This window comes from Alcaligenes sp. MMA (genome assembly GCF_020907215.1).
GTDB classification, from domain to species: domain Bacteria; phylum Pseudomonadota; class Gammaproteobacteria; order Burkholderiales; family Burkholderiaceae_B; genus Alcaligenes; species Alcaligenes aquatilis.
In genome coordinates, this window is record NZ_JAJJPP010000002.1 from 116,985 (window position 1) to 136,863 (window position 19,879).

General features: G+C 55.0%; 20 protein-coding genes and 1 riboswitch. Of the genes, 10 read left to right on the forward strand and 10 right to left on the reverse strand.

All coding sequences use genetic code 11. The features are described from left to right. Nucleotides 1-161 precede the first annotated feature (161 nt). From LNA76_RS08975 to gshA, 3 genes are all read right to left on the reverse strand, one after another. Entirely contained in the window at nucleotides 162-938 is a 777-nt protein-coding gene (locus LNA76_RS08975; RefSeq protein ID WP_094195437.1) for a class I SAM-dependent methyltransferase, read from the reverse strand. Continuing rightward, nucleotides 935-2,983, reverse strand: coding sequence for a TonB-dependent receptor domain-containing protein (locus LNA76_RS08980; RefSeq protein ID WP_268253682.1), 2,049 nt, complete (start codon nucleotides 2,981-2,983; stop codon nucleotides 935-937). Before LNA76_RS08980 ends, LNA76_RS08975 begins: the two co-directional genes overlap by 4 nt. Nucleotides 2,984-3,343: 360 nt before the next feature. Further along, entirely contained in the window at nucleotides 3,344-4,927 is a 1,584-nt protein-coding gene (gshA, locus tag LNA76_RS08990; RefSeq protein ID WP_230018907.1) for a glutamate--cysteine ligase, read from the reverse strand. A gap of 194 nt (nucleotides 4,928-5,121) precedes the next feature. Between gshA and LNA76_RS08995 the strand changes: the two genes are divergently transcribed. Continuing rightward, complete coding sequence (locus LNA76_RS08995; protein ID WP_230018909.1) at nucleotides 5,122-5,652, forward strand: hypothetical protein; 531 nt, start codon at nucleotides 5,122-5,124, stop codon at nucleotides 5,650-5,652. Here LNA76_RS08995 and LNA76_RS17965 read toward each other — a convergent pair. Next, nucleotides 5,582-5,857, reverse strand: coding sequence for a response regulator transcription factor (locus LNA76_RS17965; protein WP_094198239.1), 276 nt, complete (start codon nucleotides 5,855-5,857; stop codon nucleotides 5,582-5,584). The genes LNA76_RS08995 and LNA76_RS17965 overlap by 71 nt on opposite strands. 203 nt (nucleotides 5,858-6,060) lie before the next feature. After that, a riboswitch (SAM riboswitch) is annotated at nucleotides 6,061-6,139 on the forward strand. On the opposite strand from LNA76_RS17965, the gene metX reads away from it, so the two are divergent. The 4 genes from metX (at nucleotide 6,129) to LNA76_RS09020 (ending at nucleotide 9,872) form a co-directional block, all read left to right on the forward strand. Continuing rightward, nucleotides 6,129-7,373, forward strand: a complete 1,245-nt coding sequence (gene metX, locus LNA76_RS09005) for a homoserine O-succinyltransferase MetX (RefSeq protein WP_125277363.1) — start codon at nucleotides 6,129-6,131, stop codon at nucleotides 7,371-7,373. (Overlaps the previous riboswitch by 11 nt.) After that, nucleotides 7,370-7,999, forward strand: coding sequence for a methionine biosynthesis protein MetW (gene metW, locus LNA76_RS09010; protein ID WP_094195442.1), 630 nt, complete (start codon nucleotides 7,370-7,372; stop codon nucleotides 7,997-7,999). The genes metX and metW overlap by 4 nt, the downstream gene beginning before the upstream one ends. 17 nt (nucleotides 8,000-8,016) lie before the next feature. Then, nucleotides 8,017-9,246: a muropeptide transporter gene (locus LNA76_RS09015; RefSeq protein ID WP_108728229.1), complete on the forward strand. Its 1,230-nt coding sequence runs from the start codon at nucleotides 8,017-8,019 to the stop codon at nucleotides 9,244-9,246. Between the two features lie 8 nt (nucleotides 9,247-9,254). Then, nucleotides 9,255-9,872 (forward strand): trimeric intracellular cation channel family protein, encoded by a 618-nt coding sequence (locus LNA76_RS09020; RefSeq protein ID WP_094195444.1) that lies wholly within the window; start codon nucleotides 9,255-9,257, stop codon nucleotides 9,870-9,872. Between the two features lie 21 nt (nucleotides 9,873-9,893). Here LNA76_RS09020 and LNA76_RS09025 read toward each other — a convergent pair whose 3' ends face one another. From LNA76_RS09025 to LNA76_RS09040, 4 genes are all read right to left on the reverse strand, one after another. Further along, nucleotides 9,894-10,628 carry an LrgB family protein gene (locus LNA76_RS09025; protein WP_121737795.1) on the reverse strand — a complete coding sequence of 245 codons (735 nt, stop codon included), beginning with the start codon at nucleotides 10,626-10,628 and terminating at the stop codon, nucleotides 9,894-9,896. Further along, nucleotides 10,628-10,978 carry a CidA/LrgA family protein gene (locus LNA76_RS09030; RefSeq protein ID WP_108728227.1) on the reverse strand — a complete coding sequence of 117 codons (351 nt, stop codon included), beginning with the start codon at nucleotides 10,976-10,978 and terminating at the stop codon, nucleotides 10,628-10,630. Before LNA76_RS09030 ends, LNA76_RS09025 begins: the two co-directional genes overlap by 1 nt. 146 nt (nucleotides 10,979-11,124) lie before the next feature. Next, nucleotides 11,125-11,622, reverse strand: coding sequence for a RidA family protein (locus tag LNA76_RS09035; protein ID WP_108728226.1), 498 nt, complete (start codon nucleotides 11,620-11,622; stop codon nucleotides 11,125-11,127). A 92-nt stretch (nucleotides 11,623-11,714) separates the two neighbouring features. Further along, nucleotides 11,715-12,092 (reverse strand): RidA family protein, encoded by a 378-nt coding sequence (locus LNA76_RS09040; protein WP_230018911.1) that lies wholly within the window; start codon nucleotides 12,090-12,092, stop codon nucleotides 11,715-11,717. 116 nt (nucleotides 12,093-12,208) lie between these two features. Between LNA76_RS09040 and LNA76_RS09045 the strand changes: the two genes are divergently transcribed. From LNA76_RS09045 to LNA76_RS09065, 5 genes are all read left to right on the forward strand, one after another. Beyond that, nucleotides 12,209-13,084 (forward strand): ATP adenylyltransferase family protein, encoded by an 876-nt coding sequence (locus LNA76_RS09045; protein WP_125277365.1) that lies wholly within the window; start codon nucleotides 12,209-12,211, stop codon nucleotides 13,082-13,084. Between the two features lie 347 nt (nucleotides 13,085-13,431). After that, nucleotides 13,432-14,211 carry a response regulator transcription factor gene (locus LNA76_RS09050; RefSeq protein WP_108728223.1) on the forward strand — a complete coding sequence of 260 codons (780 nt, stop codon included), beginning with the start codon at nucleotides 13,432-13,434 and terminating at the stop codon, nucleotides 14,209-14,211. Between the two features lie 652 nt (nucleotides 14,212-14,863). Then, the gene (locus LNA76_RS09055) at nucleotides 14,864-15,676 is read left to right on the forward strand and encodes a winged helix-turn-helix domain-containing protein (protein WP_230018913.1); all 813 of its coding nucleotides are present in this window, start codon (nucleotides 14,864-14,866) and stop codon (nucleotides 15,674-15,676) included. Nucleotides 15,677-16,187: 511 nt separating this feature from the next. After that, nucleotides 16,188-17,885, forward strand: a complete 1,698-nt coding sequence (locus LNA76_RS09060; RefSeq protein ID WP_125277368.1) for a sodium:solute symporter family protein — start codon at nucleotides 16,188-16,190, stop codon at nucleotides 17,883-17,885. 32 nt (nucleotides 17,886-17,917) lie between these two features. Continuing rightward, complete coding sequence (locus LNA76_RS09065) at nucleotides 17,918-18,040, forward strand: putative transporter small subunit (RefSeq protein ID WP_094195454.1); 123 nt, start codon at nucleotides 17,918-17,920, stop codon at nucleotides 18,038-18,040. Between the two features lie 142 nt (nucleotides 18,041-18,182). Here the strand turns inward: LNA76_RS09065 and LNA76_RS09070 are convergent, their stop codons facing one another. After that, entirely contained in the window at nucleotides 18,183-18,842 is a 660-nt protein-coding gene (locus LNA76_RS09070) for a LysE family translocator (RefSeq protein ID WP_321267539.1), read from the reverse strand. A 395-nt stretch (nucleotides 18,843-19,237) separates the two neighbouring features. Then, nucleotides 19,238-19,876 carry a threonine--tRNA ligase gene (locus tag LNA76_RS09075; protein WP_125277369.1) on the reverse strand — a complete coding sequence of 213 codons (639 nt, stop codon included), beginning with the start codon at nucleotides 19,874-19,876 and terminating at the stop codon, nucleotides 19,238-19,240. Nucleotides 19,877-19,879: the final 3 nt, after the last annotated feature.

Sequence of the window (19,879 nt, forward strand, 5' to 3'; positions counted from 1 at the left end):
GGGATAATGTTTGAAACAAGCAGGGCAGTGCCTGATAAGAATAGGGAACCAGGCGGTGCTTCGGGGGCCTTGCTGCGACACGGTGTGAAGCAGTGGTGTATTGGAAAAAATAAAGGGGCTGACAAGGCCCCTTTATCTTTTTCCTGTGTTGCTTTCTGGTTTTAAATAGCTTCGGCACAAATCACATAGTCATGACCATGACGCAGACCTCCCAAGGTCTGATTCAAGGCCAGGGCCTGCTTACGCAAGGTTTGGACATGCTCGGACAAGGCCAAGGCCAGATTACGGTCCTTCAGACGGCGCAGGCGCCCGTCACACATATCCAGTTGACCGTGGATAAAGCTGTCGCCGTAACGAATGCCAAAGCGTTGTGCATCTACACAACGGTAGCCGGATTGCCGCAAATGACGCAGTACCCAGTCCATCGGGTATTCGCGATACGGGCGCTCGCCGGCCAGCAGCAGGCAGGCATCGCGTAAACGGCCTATTTCCACAATCAATTTGCCCGCCGGGTCCGTGCTGCTATAGGGCACGTAAGGTTCCAGACCAATAATATAGAGACGCTGGCTGGTAAGCGGTCGCAGGCGGCTGAACAACTGGTCCTGGGTGTAGGGGGCAAAGCCGTCTATGGCACCGAGCAGATAATCCGCCAGAACCGTGTCAAAGCGTTCGCCTTGCAGAAACTCCGGGTCGCTCCAGTTGCCCACCAGAAGGCGGTCCTCGGGACGTTTCTGATCCCCCAGCTCTTGTGTTACTTGCTCGGCCATGCCTGGTGAGGCCGTAATGGCCGTCCAGCGTTCGGTGTCCAGTGTCAGCAGCCAGCGCAACGAGCCCTTGCCGGTGCCGGCATCCAGAACGTTGCCCCAGGGGCGCTCGCCCTGCATGTCGGCCACGATCTGGTAGAGACGGCTACCGGTGTGTAGGGCAGTCTTGCTCAAAATTCCACCTGTATCCCGGCCAGGATGTTGCGTCCCATCAAGGGGGCCTGACGGGCAATAAAGGAGGTATGGCGGTAGGCCAACTTGTTCAGCAAGTTATTTCCTCTCAGATACAGGGTGTAGGTGTTTTGGTCCATATGCAGGCGGTAGCTTAAACCCATGCTGAGCAAACCGAAGGAGGGCGATCCTTCTTCATGTTCAGCCACGCGATTTTGGGCGAAGGTATGGGTGTAACCCACAAAACCGGACCAGTTCTGCCAGTTCACATCCGTGCGAATACCCAGGCGGGCGGCAGGCATGCGGGGCAGGTTGCGGCCGGGATCTTGCAGTTTACCGCGCACCAGATCGCCATAGACGCTCAGCGAGGCCCAGGACGTGACCGGGTAGGAGGCCTCGGCTTCCAGGCCCCAGAATTGAGCTTTGTCCTGGCTGTATTGAATCAGCTGGAAGTCTTCGTGACGGTCCAGGCTGCGGCCATAAATATAGTTCGAGCTGCGGGTGTAGAAGGTACGCAAATCAAAGCGCAGATCGCCCAGGTGTTTTTGCAGGCCCAGATCGACAGTATGGCTGGTCTCACGATCCAGGTTAGGATCACCGCGCTCATAGCTGAGCGTGGCAAAGTGTACGCCTTTGGCGAACAGTTCCTGAGCCGTGGGCAGACGTTGCGAGCGGGAGATGGACAGGCTGGCGGCGTATTCAGGGGCAAAGTCCCAGACGGTGCCCAAGGAGAAGGAGGTGGCCGTGCCTTTGCGGCGCTCCAGGGTTTGCGAGTCGGGTGTGACGGTTTGCCATTCCTGACGAGCGCCCAGTTCCAGACGCCAGTCGTCCCAGTTCACGCTTTCGAGCAGGAACAAGCCCTGGCTGCGAGTCCGGGTGGGCGGGATGAAGTTTTCCGTGCCGTCGCGGGAAGCAAAATCAGACTGGCTGGTTTGCAGGCCGATAACGCCCTCAAACGGCCCCCAAGGATTGTGTTCCAGCTCCAGGCGGGTGTCGTAGCCGCGATTGGTAAAGCGGGTGCCCGTTATATCCCCATCTTTTTCGACGTGCTGGTAGTCGGTGGCCCCGGCGCGCAGGCGAGCACGCTTGAAGCCGGGTAAAGGATCACGCAGTTCGCCGCGTATATCAAAACGCTCGGTGCGCAGGTGAGCCGTGGCTGAATGATCATGGTCATGATCGTGTCCGTGATCGTGATCATGACCGTGGTCATGACCATGGCCGCCACAATGCAGGGTGGCACCGTGTGGGTGGCAGTCCTCATATTCATGGCTGTGACCGGGTAGGCCGTAGCTGCCCTCGCGGTAAGAGTACGCCGCGCCTATGTAGCCACGGTCGCCAATAAAGGACAGACCGATGCTGCCAGTATCTGTGCTGGAGTCCGAGTCCTTGACACGGCTGTCGGTCCAGTTGGGGACACGATAGTCGCGGCTGCGGTGTGAGGCACCTTCGACGTGCAAGGCGATATTGCCTTCGCCTGCTGTCATTTCCACTGCGCCGATTCTGCCACGGTCAGCGGTGGAACCCTGAGTGCGCACCGAACCTTCAAACCCCTTTTCGGGGATGGCTGTGGGGATTTTGCGATCCAATACGTTGACGACACCGCCAATGGCACCACCGCCGTACAGCAGGGCTGATGGGCCGCGTAGCACCTCGATGCGGTCTGCCTGCCAGGTGTCGACCGTGATGGTGTGATCGGGCGAGATGGCCGACGCATCCATGACCTCTGCGCCATCGCTCAGGACTTTGACGCGGGGCGCGGTCTGACCACGAATGACGGGGCGGCTGGCACCGCTACCGAAGCTGTCTACATGAATGCCGACCTCACCGTCCAGCAATTCACCCAAGGTGCTGCTGCGGCGCAAATCCAGTTTGGGGCCTTGCAGGACCGTGCTGGCGGTGGCCAGTTCGGTTTGTCGCAAGGCCAGGGGGCTGGCGGAGATTCGGATAGGGGCCAGCTCAGGGACAGGTTCTTCAAGTTCATTGGCTTGGGCAGAGGCAAACAAAAGCAGCGCCAGGGCAAGTGGCAAGGGACGGGGTTGGAAACGCATCTCATCTTCCGGTTTGTTAATTTTCGGATGTTATAACATAACAATAACTTTTCAAAATAGAGGGAAAAACTTTTTGAGGGAAGGGGAAAAAAGAGCGTGTCGGGTGTGTGGCTCAATGTGAGCCCGGTCTCCCATTCGTGTGCAGAAGACGGTCAAGAAAAGCCCCCACGCGACGCCTTCGGCTTGTTGCCGCCCTAGGAGGACTTTTTGCCGGGGGCGCCGAGCCGTGAGGCGGCCCGGCGACAAAAAAACCTTCGCGACGACTTCGGCTTGCTGTCCCCCGGGGAGAGGTTTTGCCTTGGGGCGGCCCGGCGGCAAAAAAAAACCGCCCTTGCGGGCGGCATTGCATCACGATGGGGTTTAACTGTTCTCCACCGCAGGAGGAATCAGGTTGCGTTCGTAGCGATGGACGTAGTCCTCAAAGGACTCTTGATCTTGCGCTTCGATATCAATCTGGGCTTGCAGAGACTCTTTAGCCTGTTGCTCGAAGGCGGCTTGCTTGTCGGCAGACAAAGGATGGGCCAGCAAGGTTTCGTGATGCTCGCGGCTGCGTTGCAATGCGTAGTCGTGAAAACTCAAGCCGGTTTCACGCAAATGGTGTAGCAACTGGGCAGAAGGAGTCAGCTCTGGGTTGTCCAGCTTGCGAATTTGGGCCTGCACAGCTTCTGTGTGACCGTGGGTATTGAGGGCCTGGTCCAGCATTTGCGCGTAAGGCAGCAGGGATTCCAGAATCTCATGGCCCCAGTCTTGCAGGCTGACGCTTTCCTTTTGTTGATTGGTCAGCATCAGGCCGGGGCGACGGCCTTCACGTACGACGGTCGCAAAGTTGTTCTTGCTGTCCTGACAGTAACCGCCATCCGGGAAGAAGGGGCTGTCTTGTACGGTACAGAACAGCAGGAACGTATCCAGAAAGCGGCAGGTTTGCTCGGAAATGCCGGTGGGCGATTCCGGGTCGATATCCAGGCAGCGCACCTCGATATATTCCACACCACGCTGGGCCAGAGCGGTGGCCGGACGCTCGCTGCGCTGGGTGGTGCGCTTGGGGCGAATGCTGGAGTAGTACTCGTTTTCAATCTGCAGAATATGGGTATTGAGCTGAATCCATTCGCCATTGCGGTGGGTGCCTAGCTTTTCGTAATCCGGCCAAGGGGTGACGGCAGCGTGATACATGCGCATCACAAAGGTGTCCAGGTCGTTGTAGCAAAGCTGAAACTCGGCCTGGGCTTCCTTGTTGTGATAGCCCAGATCGCTCATGCGCAGACTGGTCGCCCAGGGCATGGTCAGTGTGTCCTCGTCGATCTTGTCCAGACTGTTGCTGCGCCCTTGCAGGAAGTTCGCATCCAGTACGGGCGAGGCGCCAAACAAGTACATCAGTAGCCAGGAGTAGCGCGTGAAGTTGCGGATCAGCGCCAAATAGCCGTTGGAGCGCTGGTCTTGCAAATTGTCGCCACAGACATTGAGCAAGGGCCAGATCCCATCTGGCAGAGAGAAGTTGTAATGCACCCCGGCGATACATTGCATGGGCTTGCCGTAGCGCTCGGCCAGACCACGGCGGTACACATGCTTGAGCATGCCCGTGTTGGACGTGCCGTACCAGGCAATGGCAATATCCTTTTCGGCAGGCAGCAGCGCAGGCATGGACTGGTTCCAGATCATTTCCTGATCCAGCTTGCCAGCCACAAATGTGTGGATGTCAGTCAGCTCTTGCAGCACGTCCTCGACTCGGGCTTGCGGTTCAGTAATCAGCTCCAGCAGGGCCTCGGCGTAGTCGGTGGTGATGTGGCCGTTGGTCAGGGCCGACCCAATGGCTTTGGGGTGGGGGGTCGCTGCCAATTGGCCCAGCGCATCGACGCGCAGTCCTTCTTTTTCGATGCCGCGCAAGATTCCCTGCAAAATCTCGGGATTCTGTTGCAGGGCAAGGCGGCGTTCGTGGCTGGTGTTCATGGTGGTGTTTCCCACTTTCGAAATCGGGTGCAAGATACGGGACTGTTCAAAGGGGCCTGGCCCCGTCTATAAATAGTAGTCCGACCACACTTGCTTTGTTAAGTTGCGCCAAAAGGCGTATCGGGCAGGGCGAGTATAAGGCGGCTGTTCAACCAGCCGATGAAAAGCATGAAACGGGATACGGGATTAGCACCATGATGATCAGGCGCATTATTGCGATACTGGCGGCCTTCTTGACTTTGGCCGCCTGCAGTCCGGAGTTTAACTGGCGCAAGGTTCAGCTTGAACACACTGGCCTGTCGGCCATGTTGCCCGGTAAGCCCACTACCAGTCACCGATTGCTGGATTTCGAGCAGTATCAACTGGATTTTTATCTGACGACCGCCACGGCGGGTGGACAAAGCTACACCGTGGGTCATGTGATTTTGCCAATGGAGCTGCAACAGGACGAGACCGCCCGCCAGCGCTTGTACGAGGCACTGCATGACTCTTTGCGCGGGAAATTCATACCGGATGGGCAGGTCAGTGAGAAAAGCCAGATACAACTGCCACCACCAGGTCAGGTGTTTTTCATGACGCGCGATGTGGGGGGCGCCGCCTTGCGGCTGGAGGCCATGATCCGTATGGAGCCAGGCTGGATAGTGCAGGGCTTTGTTATGACGGATTCCGGTAAGGCTCCGGATGCGGCTCAGGCAAAGGTTTTCTTTGACGGCTTAGCTCGCTAGCTGGGTCGCCGCTGATCAGACGCCGCTGCAAGGCCAGGGTAATGGCCGCTTGGCGGCTGTAGACCCCAAGCTTGGCGTAGGCGTTTTGAAAGTGAAAGTTGATCGTGCGCTCAGTAATGCCCAGGATGATGCTGATTTCCCAACTGGTCTTGCCATGGGCAGCCCAGTTCAGGCAGGACTGTTCGCGTGAAGTTAAATGCGTCACGGTAAAGCCATTCCTCATGCATTCGTGGTAAACGTCGGGCCAATGTACTCAAATTTAGCTTAGCTGGCAGACAGATGAGAATGAAAATAATGATGTAAATCAAAGCATTGACTTTTCTTGGCTGCGTTCATTGCCCAGGGTCCTGAATCGATCCAGCTTGGTCGATTTGGACGCCGCGCCGCAGCGATGCTAGAATTTTGTCTTATACGTTTTGCGCCGATTTGCCTGATCCGCTTGCGGGCGCTCCATAAATCCAGCTAAAGAGGTCCTGATGGCCACTGATTCCGTCCCTAGCGCCGACACTGGCGCCCTTAGCCCATCCTGCGGATTGATCCCCGAAGGTTCCGTGGGCCCCGTACAAGCCGAACTCATCGCCTTTGACGAACCCCTGCATCTGCGCAGCGGGCAAGTGCTGCCCAGCTACGAGCTGGCAGTCGAAACCTATGGCACCCTTAACGACGAACGCAGCAATGCCGTATTGGTGTGCCATGCCCTCAATGCCTCGCACCACGTGGCCGGGTATTACGACGACGATCCTAAAAGCATAGGCTGGTGGGACAATATGGTCGGCCCTGGCAAAGCAGTGGATACCGATCGTTTCTTTGTCATCGGCGTCAACAATATCGGCTCCTGCTTTGGCTCGACCGGCCCGTCCAGTATCAACCCTGCCACTGGCAAACCGTGGGGCTCCGAGTTTCCCGTGCTGACGGTAGAAGACTGGGTTCGTGCTCAGGCCCGCTTGGCCGATTACTTTGGCATCCGCAAGTTTGCTGCCGTCATGGGGGGCTCCTTGGGTGGCATGCAGGCCCTGAGCTGGGCCATCAGTTGCCCCGAGCGTGTGGAGAACTGTGTGGTTATTGCCAGCACCCCGCGCCTGTCGGCCCAGAACATTGCCTTTAACGAAGTGGCCCGCAGCGCCATTTTGTCCGACCCGCAGTTTCACGGTGGGAATTACTACGAGCATGGTGTGGTGCCTAAAGCAGGTCTGGGCGTTGCCCGCATGGTGGGCCATATCACCTATTTGTCTGATACGGCCATGGCCGAAAAATTTGGCCGTAATCAGCGTGCGCCAGCCCAAGGTGGCGAATACAACTACAACTACGGCGTGGAATTCGAGGTCGAATCCTATTTGCGTTATCAAGGCGAGAAGTTCTCGCGCTATTTTGACGCCAATACCTACCTGATCATCACTCGTGCGCTGGATTACTTTGACCCTGCGCGCCAGTCTCAGGGGGACCTGGTCAAGGCACTGGAAAATGTGCAGGCCAAGTTCTTGCTGGTGTCCTTCACCACGGACTGGCGTTTCTCGCCCGAGCGTTCGCGTGAAATCGTGCAGGCCCTGCTGCGTAATCAGCGCCAGGTAACGTATGCTGAAATCGATGCCCCGCACGGGCACGACGCTTTTTTGCTGGAAGACCCTCGTTATCATGCCGTTGTGCAGGGATACTATGACCAGATCGCCGCTAATTTGGGCTTGCCTGCGCGCACGCGCACGACAGGGGTGCTGGCAGAATGACTAAGCCGCAAACACAGGTGGATGATGTCATGTTAAGACCGGATTTGCTGCGCATTGCGCAGTGGATTGAGCCAGGTTCGCGTGTGCTGGATCTGGGCTGTAACGATGGCACTTTGCTGGCGCATCTGCGCGATACGCGCCAGGTCGTTGGCACAGGCGTAGAGCTGAACGACCAGTTCGTGATCGCTTCGGTGCGTCGTGGCGTCAATGTCATTCAGCAGGACTTGGAAGAGGGTCTGGCGCTATTTAGCGATCAGCAGTTTGACACCGTTGTGCTGTCCAAAACCTTACAGTCCATGCACCATACCGAGCACATCCTGCGCGAGATGGCGCGGGTGGCGCGGTATGGTATCGTCTCGTTTCCTAACTTCGGTTATTGGCCGCATGGCTGGAGCATTTTGCGCGGACGCATGCCGGTCACCGGCGAAATGCCTTACCAGTGGTACAACACGCCCAACATCCATTTGTGCACCATGAAAGACTTTCAAGATCTGGCCCAGGCGGTGGGGGTACGTATTCTTGATCGTGCCGCATTCAATGGTCGCGACACGGTGCGCTTTTTGCCGGGCTGGCGCAGTACTTTGGCCATGTATCGTTTCGAGTCTCCCCATTTTCTTGCTGCTTAGCGCTAATAAGGCCTGACGTGTCACGTGTCTATACCAGTCCCCGAGTCTTGCCTTTGCTGATTCTGGGGTTTGCCAGCGGCCTGCCTCTGGCCCTGGTTTCAGGCACCTTGCAGGCCTGGGCGACGGTTGAAAATGTTTCGCTGACCGAGATCGGTTTTCTGACGCTGGTCGGCTCGGCCTATACGCTGAAGTTTCTGTGGGCCCCCCTGATTGACCGCTATGCACCACCGTTCATGGGGCGCAGGCGTGGCTGGATATTGTTGACCCAATTGCTGCTGGCCGCCTCGATTGCGGCCATGGGTTTGTTTTCTCCTTCCGTAAACCTGACTGCGTTGGCCTTGCTGGCCGTGTGGGTGGCTTTTTTGTCAGCGACGCAGGACATTGCCTTCGATGCCTATTGCACCGATGTGCTGCAAGCGCAGGAGCGGGCGGCGGGGGCGGCGGTCAAGGTCATGGGTTACCGCATCGCCATGATCGTCTCCGGTGGTCTGGCCTTGATTCTGGCGGATCGCTGGTTGGGCTGGTCCAATACCTATTTTCTGATGGGTGGTTTCATGGCGCTGTGCGCGCTGGTGACCTTGATTTCACCAGAACCACAGGAACAGAGCCGTCCGCCCCGTAGCTTGTCTGAGGCGGTCGTGGCACCGTTGGCAGATTTTTTCTCGCGCCCTGGCGCCTGGAGTATTCTGGCGCTGATCGTGCTCTACAAGCTGGGCGATGCCTTTGCCGGTGCCTTGTCCACCACCTTTTTGATTCGTGCGGCCGGTTTTACGCTGTCCGAGGTTGGCACGATCAACAAGGTGTTTGGTCTGGCGGCGACGGTGGTTGGGGCCTTGATGGGCGGGGCAATCATGGCTCGTCTGGGTCTGTACCGGGCCTTGATGATCTTTGGTGTGTTGCAGGCTGTCTCCAACCTGGGTTATTGGTGGATTGCGATTGAAACCGCGCCATCCATGTGGCTGATGGGCATGGTGGTCGGTCTGGAAAATCTGTGCGGCGGTCTAGGCACAGCAGCCTTTGTCGCTTTGCTGATGGCCCTGTGCAATCGGACTTATTCCGCCACTCAATTTGCACTTCTGTCGGCCTTGTCGGCAGTGGGGCGTACGTATCTGGCTGGGCCTTTGACACCTGTACTGGTCGAATCCCTGGGCTGGCCGGGCTTTTTTATTTGTACCGTCTTTATTGCTGTGCCTGGCTTGCTGATGCTGCGTTGCTATCGGGGGCTTCTTCAACAGCTTGATGCTTAAAAAATATCATGCTCTTACTTGTTCTCTACATTATTGCCATCACCGCCGAAGCCATGACTGCGGCGCTGGCCGCAGGCCGTCGCGACATGGATTGGGTGGGTGTGTGCACCATCGCTTGTGTCACCGCTTTGGGTGGCGGCTCGGTGCGGGACGTGCTGTTGGGGCATTACCCGCTGACCTGGGTGCAGCATCCTGAATATCTGTGGATTACGGCAGGTGCGGCTATCCTTACGGCTTTGATCGCCCCTATCATGCGGCGCTTACACAGCCTGTTCCTGCTGCTCGACGCCATGGGGCTGGTGGTCTTTACCGTGATTGGCTGCCAGATTGCGCTGGAGATGAAGCTGCCGATTACGGTGGTGCTGCTCAGCGGCATGATTACCGGTTGTGCAGGTGGCGTCTTGCGTGACATCTTGTGCAATGACATCCCCTTGCTGCTACGCAAGGAGATGTATGCCAGTGTATCCATGCTGACTGGCGCTTTGTATTTGGGTGCCCAGCATCTGGATTGGAACCCGTATGTCACCCTGTTGGGCCCCATGATTATCGGTCTGGGTTTCCGTATGCTGGCTTTGCACCGCAATTGGCAGATGCCCCGTTTCGTCTATCGAGACGAGTGGCGCTAGAGCCAGACTGTCCCGCCTGGCTCAGGCCACACCTAACCAGCGCAAGATAATAGGAACAAAGGGCACCAGCACGGCGGTCATGATCCCGTTCAGACTCAGGCCAATGGCAGAGAACGCGCCAATCGTTTCATGAACCTGCAAGGCGCGGGCGGTGCCGATGGCGTGTGCCGTCACGCCCACAGCAAAGCCACGGGCTTCGGGGCGATCAATTCGCAGCACGTTCAGCAGCGGGCGCGCCATAATGGTGCCCGCGATCCCAGTAATGGCAACAGCGACAGCCGCCAAGGAAGGTTGCCCGTCAAATTGTTCTGCCAAAGCCATGGCAATTGGCATGGTGGCCGAGCGCGGTGCCACCGACATGATGGTTTCAAATGAGCCACCCAAGGCCCAGGCAATCAGCACCGTACTGAAAATAGCGGTCACCGAGCCAATCAGCAGGGCAATGGTTAGCGGCTTCCAGATCTTGCGCAACTGACGCAGCTGGCTGTAGAGCGGCACAGCCAGGGCAACCGTGGCAGGGCCAATCAGAAAGTGAATGAACTTGGCCCCTTCAAAATAGACGGGGTAGGGCGTGCGGGTCAGCAAGAGCAGGGACACAATTACCAGAACCGAGACCAGAATCGGCAGCAAGAACGGGCTACTGCCTGATTTGCGGTACATCCAGACCGAGCCTGCGTAGACCGAGCAGGTCAAGGTCAGCCACAGCAGGGGCGAACTGGACAGAAAGACCCAGATTTGAAAAAGTCCGTCCGTCATTACTCTTTTTCCTGGTGGTTTTTAAGCAGACGATTGAGCACCAAGGCTGTGACCACCATGGTGATGACGGTGCCGCCCAAGGTGGCGATCAAAAAGGGCTGCCACTCCTGGGCCACTCGATCAAAATACAACATCACGCCAGTCACGGCGGGGATAAATAGCAGCATCAGGTTCTGTAGCATGACACTGGCTGTGCTCTCCAACGAGGCCGGTACGCCGCCACGAATCAGCAAGGCTGCAGCTAGAAGCAGCATGCCTGCCAAAGGCCCTGGCAGCGGCAAAGATAGTGTCTGCACCAGAATTTCGCCGATTAACTGAAAGGCGAAAAGGGCAGTAATCGCGTAGATCATGAGAGAGTCCGTAAAGGCAACGAAAACGCCAGGCGGTAAGCCTGGCGCGGGTAAAAGGTCTGGCTAAGGGTGCTAGTGTGCCATACAAGACAGTCAGGCAGTAAGCGTGCCGCTTATAAGGGATCGGCTATGGCAAGGGGCCGGTATCAATGTTTGGCTGGCCTGGTTTTAGTGCCCGTCCATGCCTGAACGTCGATTTCTACGTCCACACCACCCACCAGTTTGGCCTGTACTAACGAGCGTGCCGGAAAGTTGCTGCCCAGGCGTTCTTTATAAGTTTTGTTGAACTGATCGTACAAGGCCATATCAGATAGATACACCGTCACTTTGACGACATGGCTAAGGTCTGCACCGGCCAATTTCAGCGTCTCTTCAATTCGGTCCAGCGTGGCATTGGTCTGATCTTCAATACTGCTGCGCACGATCTCGCCTTTCGCGTTCAGCGGGATTTGTCCTGACAGGAACAGAAAGTCCCCGGCTTGCACGGCGCGGGAAAAAGGCAGGTCCGAATCGCCCAGAAAGCGTTTGATCGCAGTCGGTTCTGCGGCTTGGTCAGTCGTGGCTGCGTAGGTGGTGATGCTGGTGCCCAGACCTAAGACAGAACAAGCCAGTAAAGTGTGACGGGCCGAAGCAAAAAAACGCATCAGAATTCTCCTTGGACTAGAGGAATTCAGTGTGCCATATCCAAGGCCTGGTAGCGTGAATTTGTGTGACGACCCGTCGGTCTGAAAGCGGCTTAGGCGCGATCGCCCAGCCAGGCTTGAACTTCAATTTCTACGTCCACGCTTTTGGCCAGTTTGGCTTCAACCAGCGAGCGGGTAGGCAAGGTGTCGCCAAAGCGCTCGGCATAGACTTTATTGAAGTCGGCAAACAAGGCCATATCGGACAGCCAGACGGTGGCTTTGACCACATCAGCCAAGCTGGCGTCAGCCAGAGCCAGACCTTCGATCAGGCGGTCAAACACAGCGTGGGTCTGGTCCTGGATGGAGCCACGTACCACTTCACCTTGGGCGTCATAGGGGATCTGGCCGGACAAGAACAAAAAACCGCCAGCCATGGTGGCACGCGAGAAGGGCAGTGGCAGTGGGCTGGCAATACGGCGAATACCGGACATGGAGTACTCCTGATAGAGGTGGTGGAAAATTTGCGTTAGGCAGCATGCGCGTTTATTCGCGTCTCTTGCCTACAATAAGGCGTCACTATACAACTTCAAATGAGGAGCGAGACGACGTGAGCAAGGAAATTTTGCAACGCCTGGACCAACTAAGTCGGGCCGCGCTGGCCAGTGGTGATTTGTTGCCCGTGCAAGCTCAAGAGCAGTTGATGCGGGATCAAGGGCTGACATTTTTTGTGCGTTGGGTATCTACTCTGGCGGCCAAGGATGCTGCCAGCGTCTCGATTCCAGGTGGACCGCGCGACCCCAACTTCAATCCTTTCTTGCCGCCAGCCCCCGCTTTGACGGTGGATGATGCCAGCAGCACACACAATATTGTGCTGAACAAGTTTGCTGTCTGTGATCTGCATTTGGTGCTGGCCGACAAGGTGTTTTCCGAACAGCTCAGCCCGCTACGCGATATTGATTTCCGAATTCTGGCGGACTTTCTGGCCTTGCAGAATGGTTTGGGCTTTTACAACGGCGGTGGCCCGGCAGGTGCCAGCCAGCGTCACAAACATACGCAATGGATTCCGCAGGCGGACAGCAATGGTTCGCTGGCTCTCTATCTTGACAAACTCCCCACCCAGGCTGCTGCAGGCAGCGCGCATCAACACCCCGCCTTGGCTTTTGAGCATTGTTTTGTGCGCTTGTCCGATAGCCGAGATCCGGTCGCCTTGAGTGACAGTCTTTTGAATTCTTACCGCCTGGCGTGCAATGAGTTGGGTTTGGTGCCAGGGCAGGACGGACAGTTACCGCCACATAATATGTTGGCTGGCCAGGGATGGATGCTGGTGGTGCCGCGCAGCATGGAGTTGGTTGACGGTATTTCAGTCAATGCTCTGTCTTATGCCGGCTGCATTTATGTGCGTACTCCCGAACAAATTGATGTGGTACGCCAGATCGGCCCGTTGGGCGTTCTGGCGCGGGCGGGCTATGCCAGCAACGCATAATCGTTGATTTGAGGTTTGCCCTGCTTTACTGATGAGCCCCGCTACGGCGGGGTTTTTATTTGTCTGTTTGTGTGTTTGAGTATTGTTTTGAATCTTAATTTACTCATTTGAAACAAAAGAAAAATATTTGAACGTAATGGCGCTTTGTTTTCGGATCTTTGCATTCAAAAGCGAAGTTTACTAGGTTTGAAAGAAATGAAATGAAATAATGTAACTGTTTTTATGGAAATAAATAGAAATATAAAGGCTGGGTAAATAAGCGAATTATTTGGAAGTGTTTTTAATTATTAGAATTAGCGTCGACTTGGAACAAAACAAACTTATTTGTCCCCATAGGTGGATTGCTTATGCATGTCTCGTCTGAAGCTCATATTTTGCTTATTGCTCCAGAACCTGCCGGCATAGCCGATTTACTGGCTTTGTTACGCACTAGTTTTGCTCGTATTAGTTTTGCGCTGGATGCACAGCAGGGCTTGGCGCGTTGCCAGTCCTTGCAGCCTGATTGTGTGTTGAGTGAATACCACTTGCCTGGTTTGCGGGGCGACACTTTTATGCGGATGTTGCGTGCCAATCCCCAAACCGCTTCTATTCCGGTGGTGTTCCTGTCAGCGGTTTTATGCGCGGATAGTCAGCTCATGGCTTTACGTAGCGGCGCTCGCGATTTCATTGCGTACCAAACCCATGTGCAATTAGTGATCGAGCGTATTCGCCTGCATCTGGGCCTGAGGGAGATGGAAGGAAGTAGGGAAGAAAGCAGTGCTAACAAGGGGTGGAAGGGTCTTTCTAGTTCATCCGCTCAGCATTGTCTGGTCGATGCAGTACAGCAGCACGTGCGGGACAATCTGTCGGATTATTTGACGGTCGATAGTCTGGCGGAGAGGTTCGGGACGACCGCTCGCCGCTTGAACGAGCTCTTTAAAGAGAGTGGTGGTTTAACGGTGCGCGATTTTGTGTATTCCAGCCGCATGCGTTATGCCATGCATTTGCTCAGGCAAACCGATATGGCCATCACTAACGTGGCGGCCGAGTCTGGCTATCTAAATCCGGCCAATTTTTCCACCGCATTTCGTCGATACAGCGGCCTGTCTCCCTCGGTTTACCGACAGCACAAAAATCCTAATATTTAAAACAAAAATGAAATAAACGGTTTATTAAGGTGTTTTTTTGCAGTGATTCAAACAGGTTCTGTAAGAATTCAAAAGCCATTATAAAAAAATGGTAAGAAAATAAAAAAAACCGAATAGGGATGAAATTTCGGTAAAGGGTTCTTGAGAAAACATTCAAATTATCGTCGTGACGAGGCGAGGGGGTATTGCACCCGAAAACTTGGTTATGTCAGTGCAATACAAGAGGGTCAGAAAAAATTTTGGCTACTTTTTTTGTAAGCGAACAGATTGTGAACAGCATCTATAAGTTGGTTTGAAACGAGAAAACGACAACATTGATGGCAGTTACGGAAAACCCCAAGACGCGTGCTACATACCGCTGCGGCGGCGTTGGCGACAGCCAGGCTTGTGCTGGAATGGGTGCAGGGCGTGCCTTTGCGGCACCGTACCCCCTTTTTCCATCTGATTTCTGGCGAGACTGTTTCTTTGACTGCGGTCCGCAAGACTACTCTAAAGCGAATGGGCGGGACAGTTCCAGTGACTCTGAATCCTGATCCCAACATGGATTCCTTGATAGCCGCGTTCCTGGTCAAGGCAGCCAGTGGCGAATTTACCGGCCAGTCCAAGGGTAAAAACATCAATTGCCTAGTGTGGGCCCACAAGGGTAAGGACTATGACGGTAGAACGAATGTTTCTGTTACATAACGACAAGGCCAGTTTGCAGCAGATCGTCTTGGAGTCGGAGCAGTGGGGCGTCAAGGTAAAGACGGTAGAGACGATAGAGCAATGCCTGTCCTTAGCGCATTCAATCGGGGCGGAGATGGTATTTGCTCTCGTGTGTCAGGCAGAGAAGATTTTTTGGCATATCAATCGTTTACGCATGGAATTTCCTGCTGCAGGTGTCCTTGTTGTGCGGCGCGACAAGATGGCTGGCCTGGAACGAGGACATTTGTTGCTTGCTGGGGCTGATGCCTGCTTTGACCAGGATGCTTTGCCGGTGGAAGTGGTGGCTTGCGTGCAGGCCTTGCGGCGTCGCGGCTATGCCTTGCAGCAAAGTTTGCGAACTGATTTGGCAGAACCCGTCGGTGCGGGGCTGTTGCCTCAGAGAACTGAGTTGGAGCCGGATCTGCAACGATGGGACTTGATGGAGAACGGTTGGACTTTGCTCACGCCACGCGGTCACTCGGTCCTGTTGACGCGCGGTGAGCGACGTATTGTGCAGGTTCTCTTTGCGGTCAGTCCGCAAACCGTAGAGCGTGATCGTTTGTTTCCTCCGGAAGAAGGGCGGGAGTCGACTGCCCGTTCTGTGGACGTTTTGATCAGTCGCTTGAAACGTAAAATAACGGCGATCGGAGAGGAACTGCCCATACGCTCGGTGCGAGGGGAGGGCTACGCTTTTGTAGGCAAAGTGCCTGCTGCCTGCCAAGAACTGGCACGTGCCAGTTTGAGTACTGATGAGGTCTACGAGTGTATTGAAAAGGCCTGAAACCCCCTTTTTCGATGCTGAAACAGCATGATATAGACCCTAAAATTTTAAATATGTATAATTGGTCGCTCTGGTTCATTGAATCAGCTTCTCGAACAGGCCGTTCAGGTGCGACAAAATTGCATAAAAAAATGGCGGTCCGTTCTTCAACAGGTTGTTGCACAACAACCCGGCTTTAGCCCGAAACACCTTGCCCGACCCTTGGGTCGCGGAACAACCAGCCGACGGTCTCACACGACTTCGGCCTGCAACAGAGCGGCTTGTCTCTGGCCATGTTTATTTGCTGTAAGGCCCGCAGACTTGCCGTAATGTGAGGCACTTTGCGCTGTGTCTTGCTTTTTTTCGCTTTGGCTCTGGCCAAGGGCGAAGGCGCGTGTGCGCGCGTTCGGTTCAGGTGTTTCGGTTCTGATCTTGGGATCGGTGCCGCCCAGCGCGTTACTGCGGAATCGGCACGCATGCGAGTGAGAGCTGTTTTGCAAGCAGCCATCGCGCAGAAGAGAAAGGGAAAGACATGCAAGAGGCGGAGTTTTTTACGCTTTCAACCACAACGGCCATATTGTTGCTGGTTGGCTTTTATGGTGCGACATTTCTGATGTCGCTCGTGATTGGCCAAAAGAAAGAAAACGTGGATGGATACATGGTATCCAACAGTGCAGTGGGTTTTGGCCTTGCAGCGGCCAGCATGATTGCCACCTGGATATGGGCCGCGTCCTTTTATGCCAGCGCGACCTCGGGTTTTAAATATGGGCTATCAGGCCCTCTACATTACGGGCTATGGGGTGCTTTGATGATTCTGTTCATCTACCCTTTTGGGCGACGTTTTCGCCAACTTGCCCCGCAGGCACATACGCTGGCCGAGGTGCTGCACGCACGGCACGGCTCGTCCAGTCAGATGATTATGGCGATTTCCAACGTGGTGGGCAGTAGCATCAGCCTGATGGTGAACTTCACCGCCGCGGGTGCGTTGGTCTCGGTCCTTAGCCCTCTGACATTTATTCAAGGTGTGCTGATTGCGGGTCTGGGAGTGCTGTCCTATACCTTGTGGTCAGGTTTTCGCGCCTCGGTGATGACGGACTTTGCTCAACTGGTTGCCATGATTTTGTCAGCCGTCGTCATTATTCCGCTGATTTTCTTTAACGCTGGTGGCACAGAGATGATTCAGGCCAATTGGTGGCGTCTGGATTCCGAGCAAGCCAACTTCTATTCGACCAAGGCCATTTTGGAGCAAGGTGCGCCGTACTTTGTGGCGGTACTGGCTTACGCGATTGGTAACCAGACGATTGCCCAACGCCTGTTTGCAGTGCGAGAGGATCTGATCAAGCCCACTTTCCTGACGGCCACGATTGGTTACGGTGCCGTTGTCATTGGTTTGGGTATGTTGGGTCTGCTGGCTTTGTTCACCGGCTTGCAGCCTGTGAATGGCAATATGAACAACATCATCCCGCAGATGGCGTCTACGTATCTGCCACCCGTTGGCATTGCCTTGTTTTTCGTTCTGGTGGTGGGCTCCTTGTCTTCCACAGCGGACTCGGACTTGGCCGCCTTGTCAGCGATCGTGATGACGGATATTTACGCCAAGAACATTGCTCGTGGCCGTCCACAACCCGCTCGTATGCTGTGGTGGGGCCGTGTCACGATGGTCGTTGCCACGATGGTGGGGGTGATCTTCGCCAGTTTGCGTCTGGATATTCTGGTGATGCTGGTGTTTGTCGGTGCCTTGTGGGGCGCGATTGTGTTCCCGGTCATCGTCAGTTTTTACTGGGATCGTGTTACCAACAAAGCGTTTACTTGGTCGGTGTTGTGCGCTGTTGTGCTGTTTACGATCGTTCGCTTTGAGCTGATTCCCATCGAGGGTGTGGTGGCCTTGTTCTACGAAGTGACTGCATCGATTGGCGGTGGTGTTGTTGCTGGTTTGATGACCTTTGCGTTTTTCCGCAGCCGTATTGCCATTGCGATTGGTGTGATTGCGACCGCTATCTTGCTTCCCAACTTCATTGGTTTTCTGCGTGAGTACATTGTTTTGCTGGGGTCCTTGACGGCTTACGGCGTTAGCGCTGTGGTTTGTGTGGCCATCAGTTTGCGTAGTCAGGAACGTTTTGATTTTTCCGTCCTGGCCGAGCGCGTGCAGTCTTTCCACTACGACGAGACCCCCGTACCGGGCAAGAAACAGCGTGAAGTGAAAGGCGAGCCGGCTTCGGCCCGTGCTTGAACTCACGATAGAAAAACGCAAAGGAGAATCTTATGTTGATGACGATTTACTTTATGATCTGGCCTGTCATGTCGGCCATCATTTTAGTCTTGCTGGTTGGCAACTTGATCCGGGATTGGCGCAGAGCCCGTAAGACGGGCCAGTCCATGGTCTAATGAAAAATCGCCCCGCCTTTTCACAAGGCGGGGCGATTTTTTTATGGCGCTAGAGCAATCATGCTTGCTGCTATTTATCGCTTATGCAGGCCAGAGTGCAAAGGTAAGCTGCGATCTTTGACCCTGTTCGGCTTTTGTCTGCTCAGATCAATAGACGCTGCCCGGCATGCACCAGCAGGCGCAGTGAAAAACCAAGTAGCAAGACGCCTGTTATCCGTTCAAACCAGGTTCCCATACGTAAGAAACGTTGGCGCACGCGAGGATTGGTGAAGATCAGACTAACGACAATAAACCAGCCCGCATTGACCAGGCACATCCAGACGCCGTAGAGCATTTGGGTGCTGAGCGGGGTGCTGGCACTGACTATTGATGTAAATACTGCCAGAAAGAACAGGGTGGCTTTGGGGTTGGTGGCATTGGTCATAAAGCCCAGCGCCAGAGACTGACGCACGCTGACGGCAGCGGGTTCGCCATTGCTGGACTCGGTTAGGCTTACCTCCATGGGAGAGTTGGCCTGTCGTAAAAATCCCCAGCCTATGTACAGCAGGTAAGCGCCGCCCAAGATTTCGGCCACGCTCATCAGCCAGGGGGTGGAGTGCAGTAAAGCGCCTACGCCCAACAAGGTGTAGATCACATGAACGGAAATTCCCGCCCCGATGCCAATAGCGGTGGCAATGCCGGCCTGGCGGCCCAGCCGCACACTTTGGCGGATGGTGACCGCAAAGTCAGGCCCAGGGGCAATAACGGCCAAAAAATGAATCAACGCCAGAGTAGTGAACTCTGGCCAATAGGTTTGCAACACTATTCACTCCAAAAAATCAGCGGCATGGCAGGTCTGCGATATCCCACAAGGCAAGACGGGCTCAGGCGCAAGTTGCCCTTGCTTGGGGTGACGAGATGCTCTGCAGCTCTCCCTTCCGGCTTGGCCATTGTTACGTTGCCCTTGCGGGTTGCTGGGCGGGTAGTGATCGAGGGCGTTTTGACCGAGGATAGCGTCGCCCAGCTTTTGTGAGGTGGACGCATCAATGCAGCGGGAACGTCGGGTAGCCAGAAGCTCGCTATTTGCAGGGACTGCATATGTCCAATCTGTAATCGTTCAGCCTCTCAATACATCCCTCATGTTCTTGGTGTTTTTAAAAGGCTCTTGTCTTTTCCCATTGATAGACGGTGCTAATCAACTATCCTGGTTTTTATTGTTTATTCGGTCATCATTTCATAGTGAACGCTAAGTTCATCCTTTTTGTTTTTGATGCGAATTATTTTCAATCCAGCCAATTCAGATGTGTTTTCAACATGGGTGCCGCCACATGGGTATTGACCCAGATTGCCAATTGCAACTTGGCGTCGGCCAGCCTGGAAACTGATGAAAATAGCTTGGGCCAGTTGGATTTGTTCGGCACAGTGGTTCGATAAATCGTCCAGAAGTGGGGGCAGGGCATTTGCGGAGCTGCGAAACACGACACGCGACTCGCCCGGCCAATGATGCGCCTTTACCGCTTGCCAACCAATGCGCTCCAGCAGATGACCGATCATATGGCCTGCGGTGTGTAAGCGAGCGTTTTCCCGTCTATGGTTGCCGTCGATACGTAGTTCCACTGGGCCCAAAGGCAGGTACTTGTGCAGGTAGTGCAGGACATGGCCATCGCGGTTTTGCGCCACGTGCAGAACCTCGTTCCCATTTATCGTGCCTTTGTCACAGGGCTGACCACCACCTTGAGGGTGAAATAAGGTTTTATCCAGCCTGACAGCGTAGCGTTCATTCTCGGAGTGATAACCCTCCAGGATTTCCGCTGTGCAGGTAAGGCTGTGGCTGGTCAAATATAATTTATCTTGCATTTT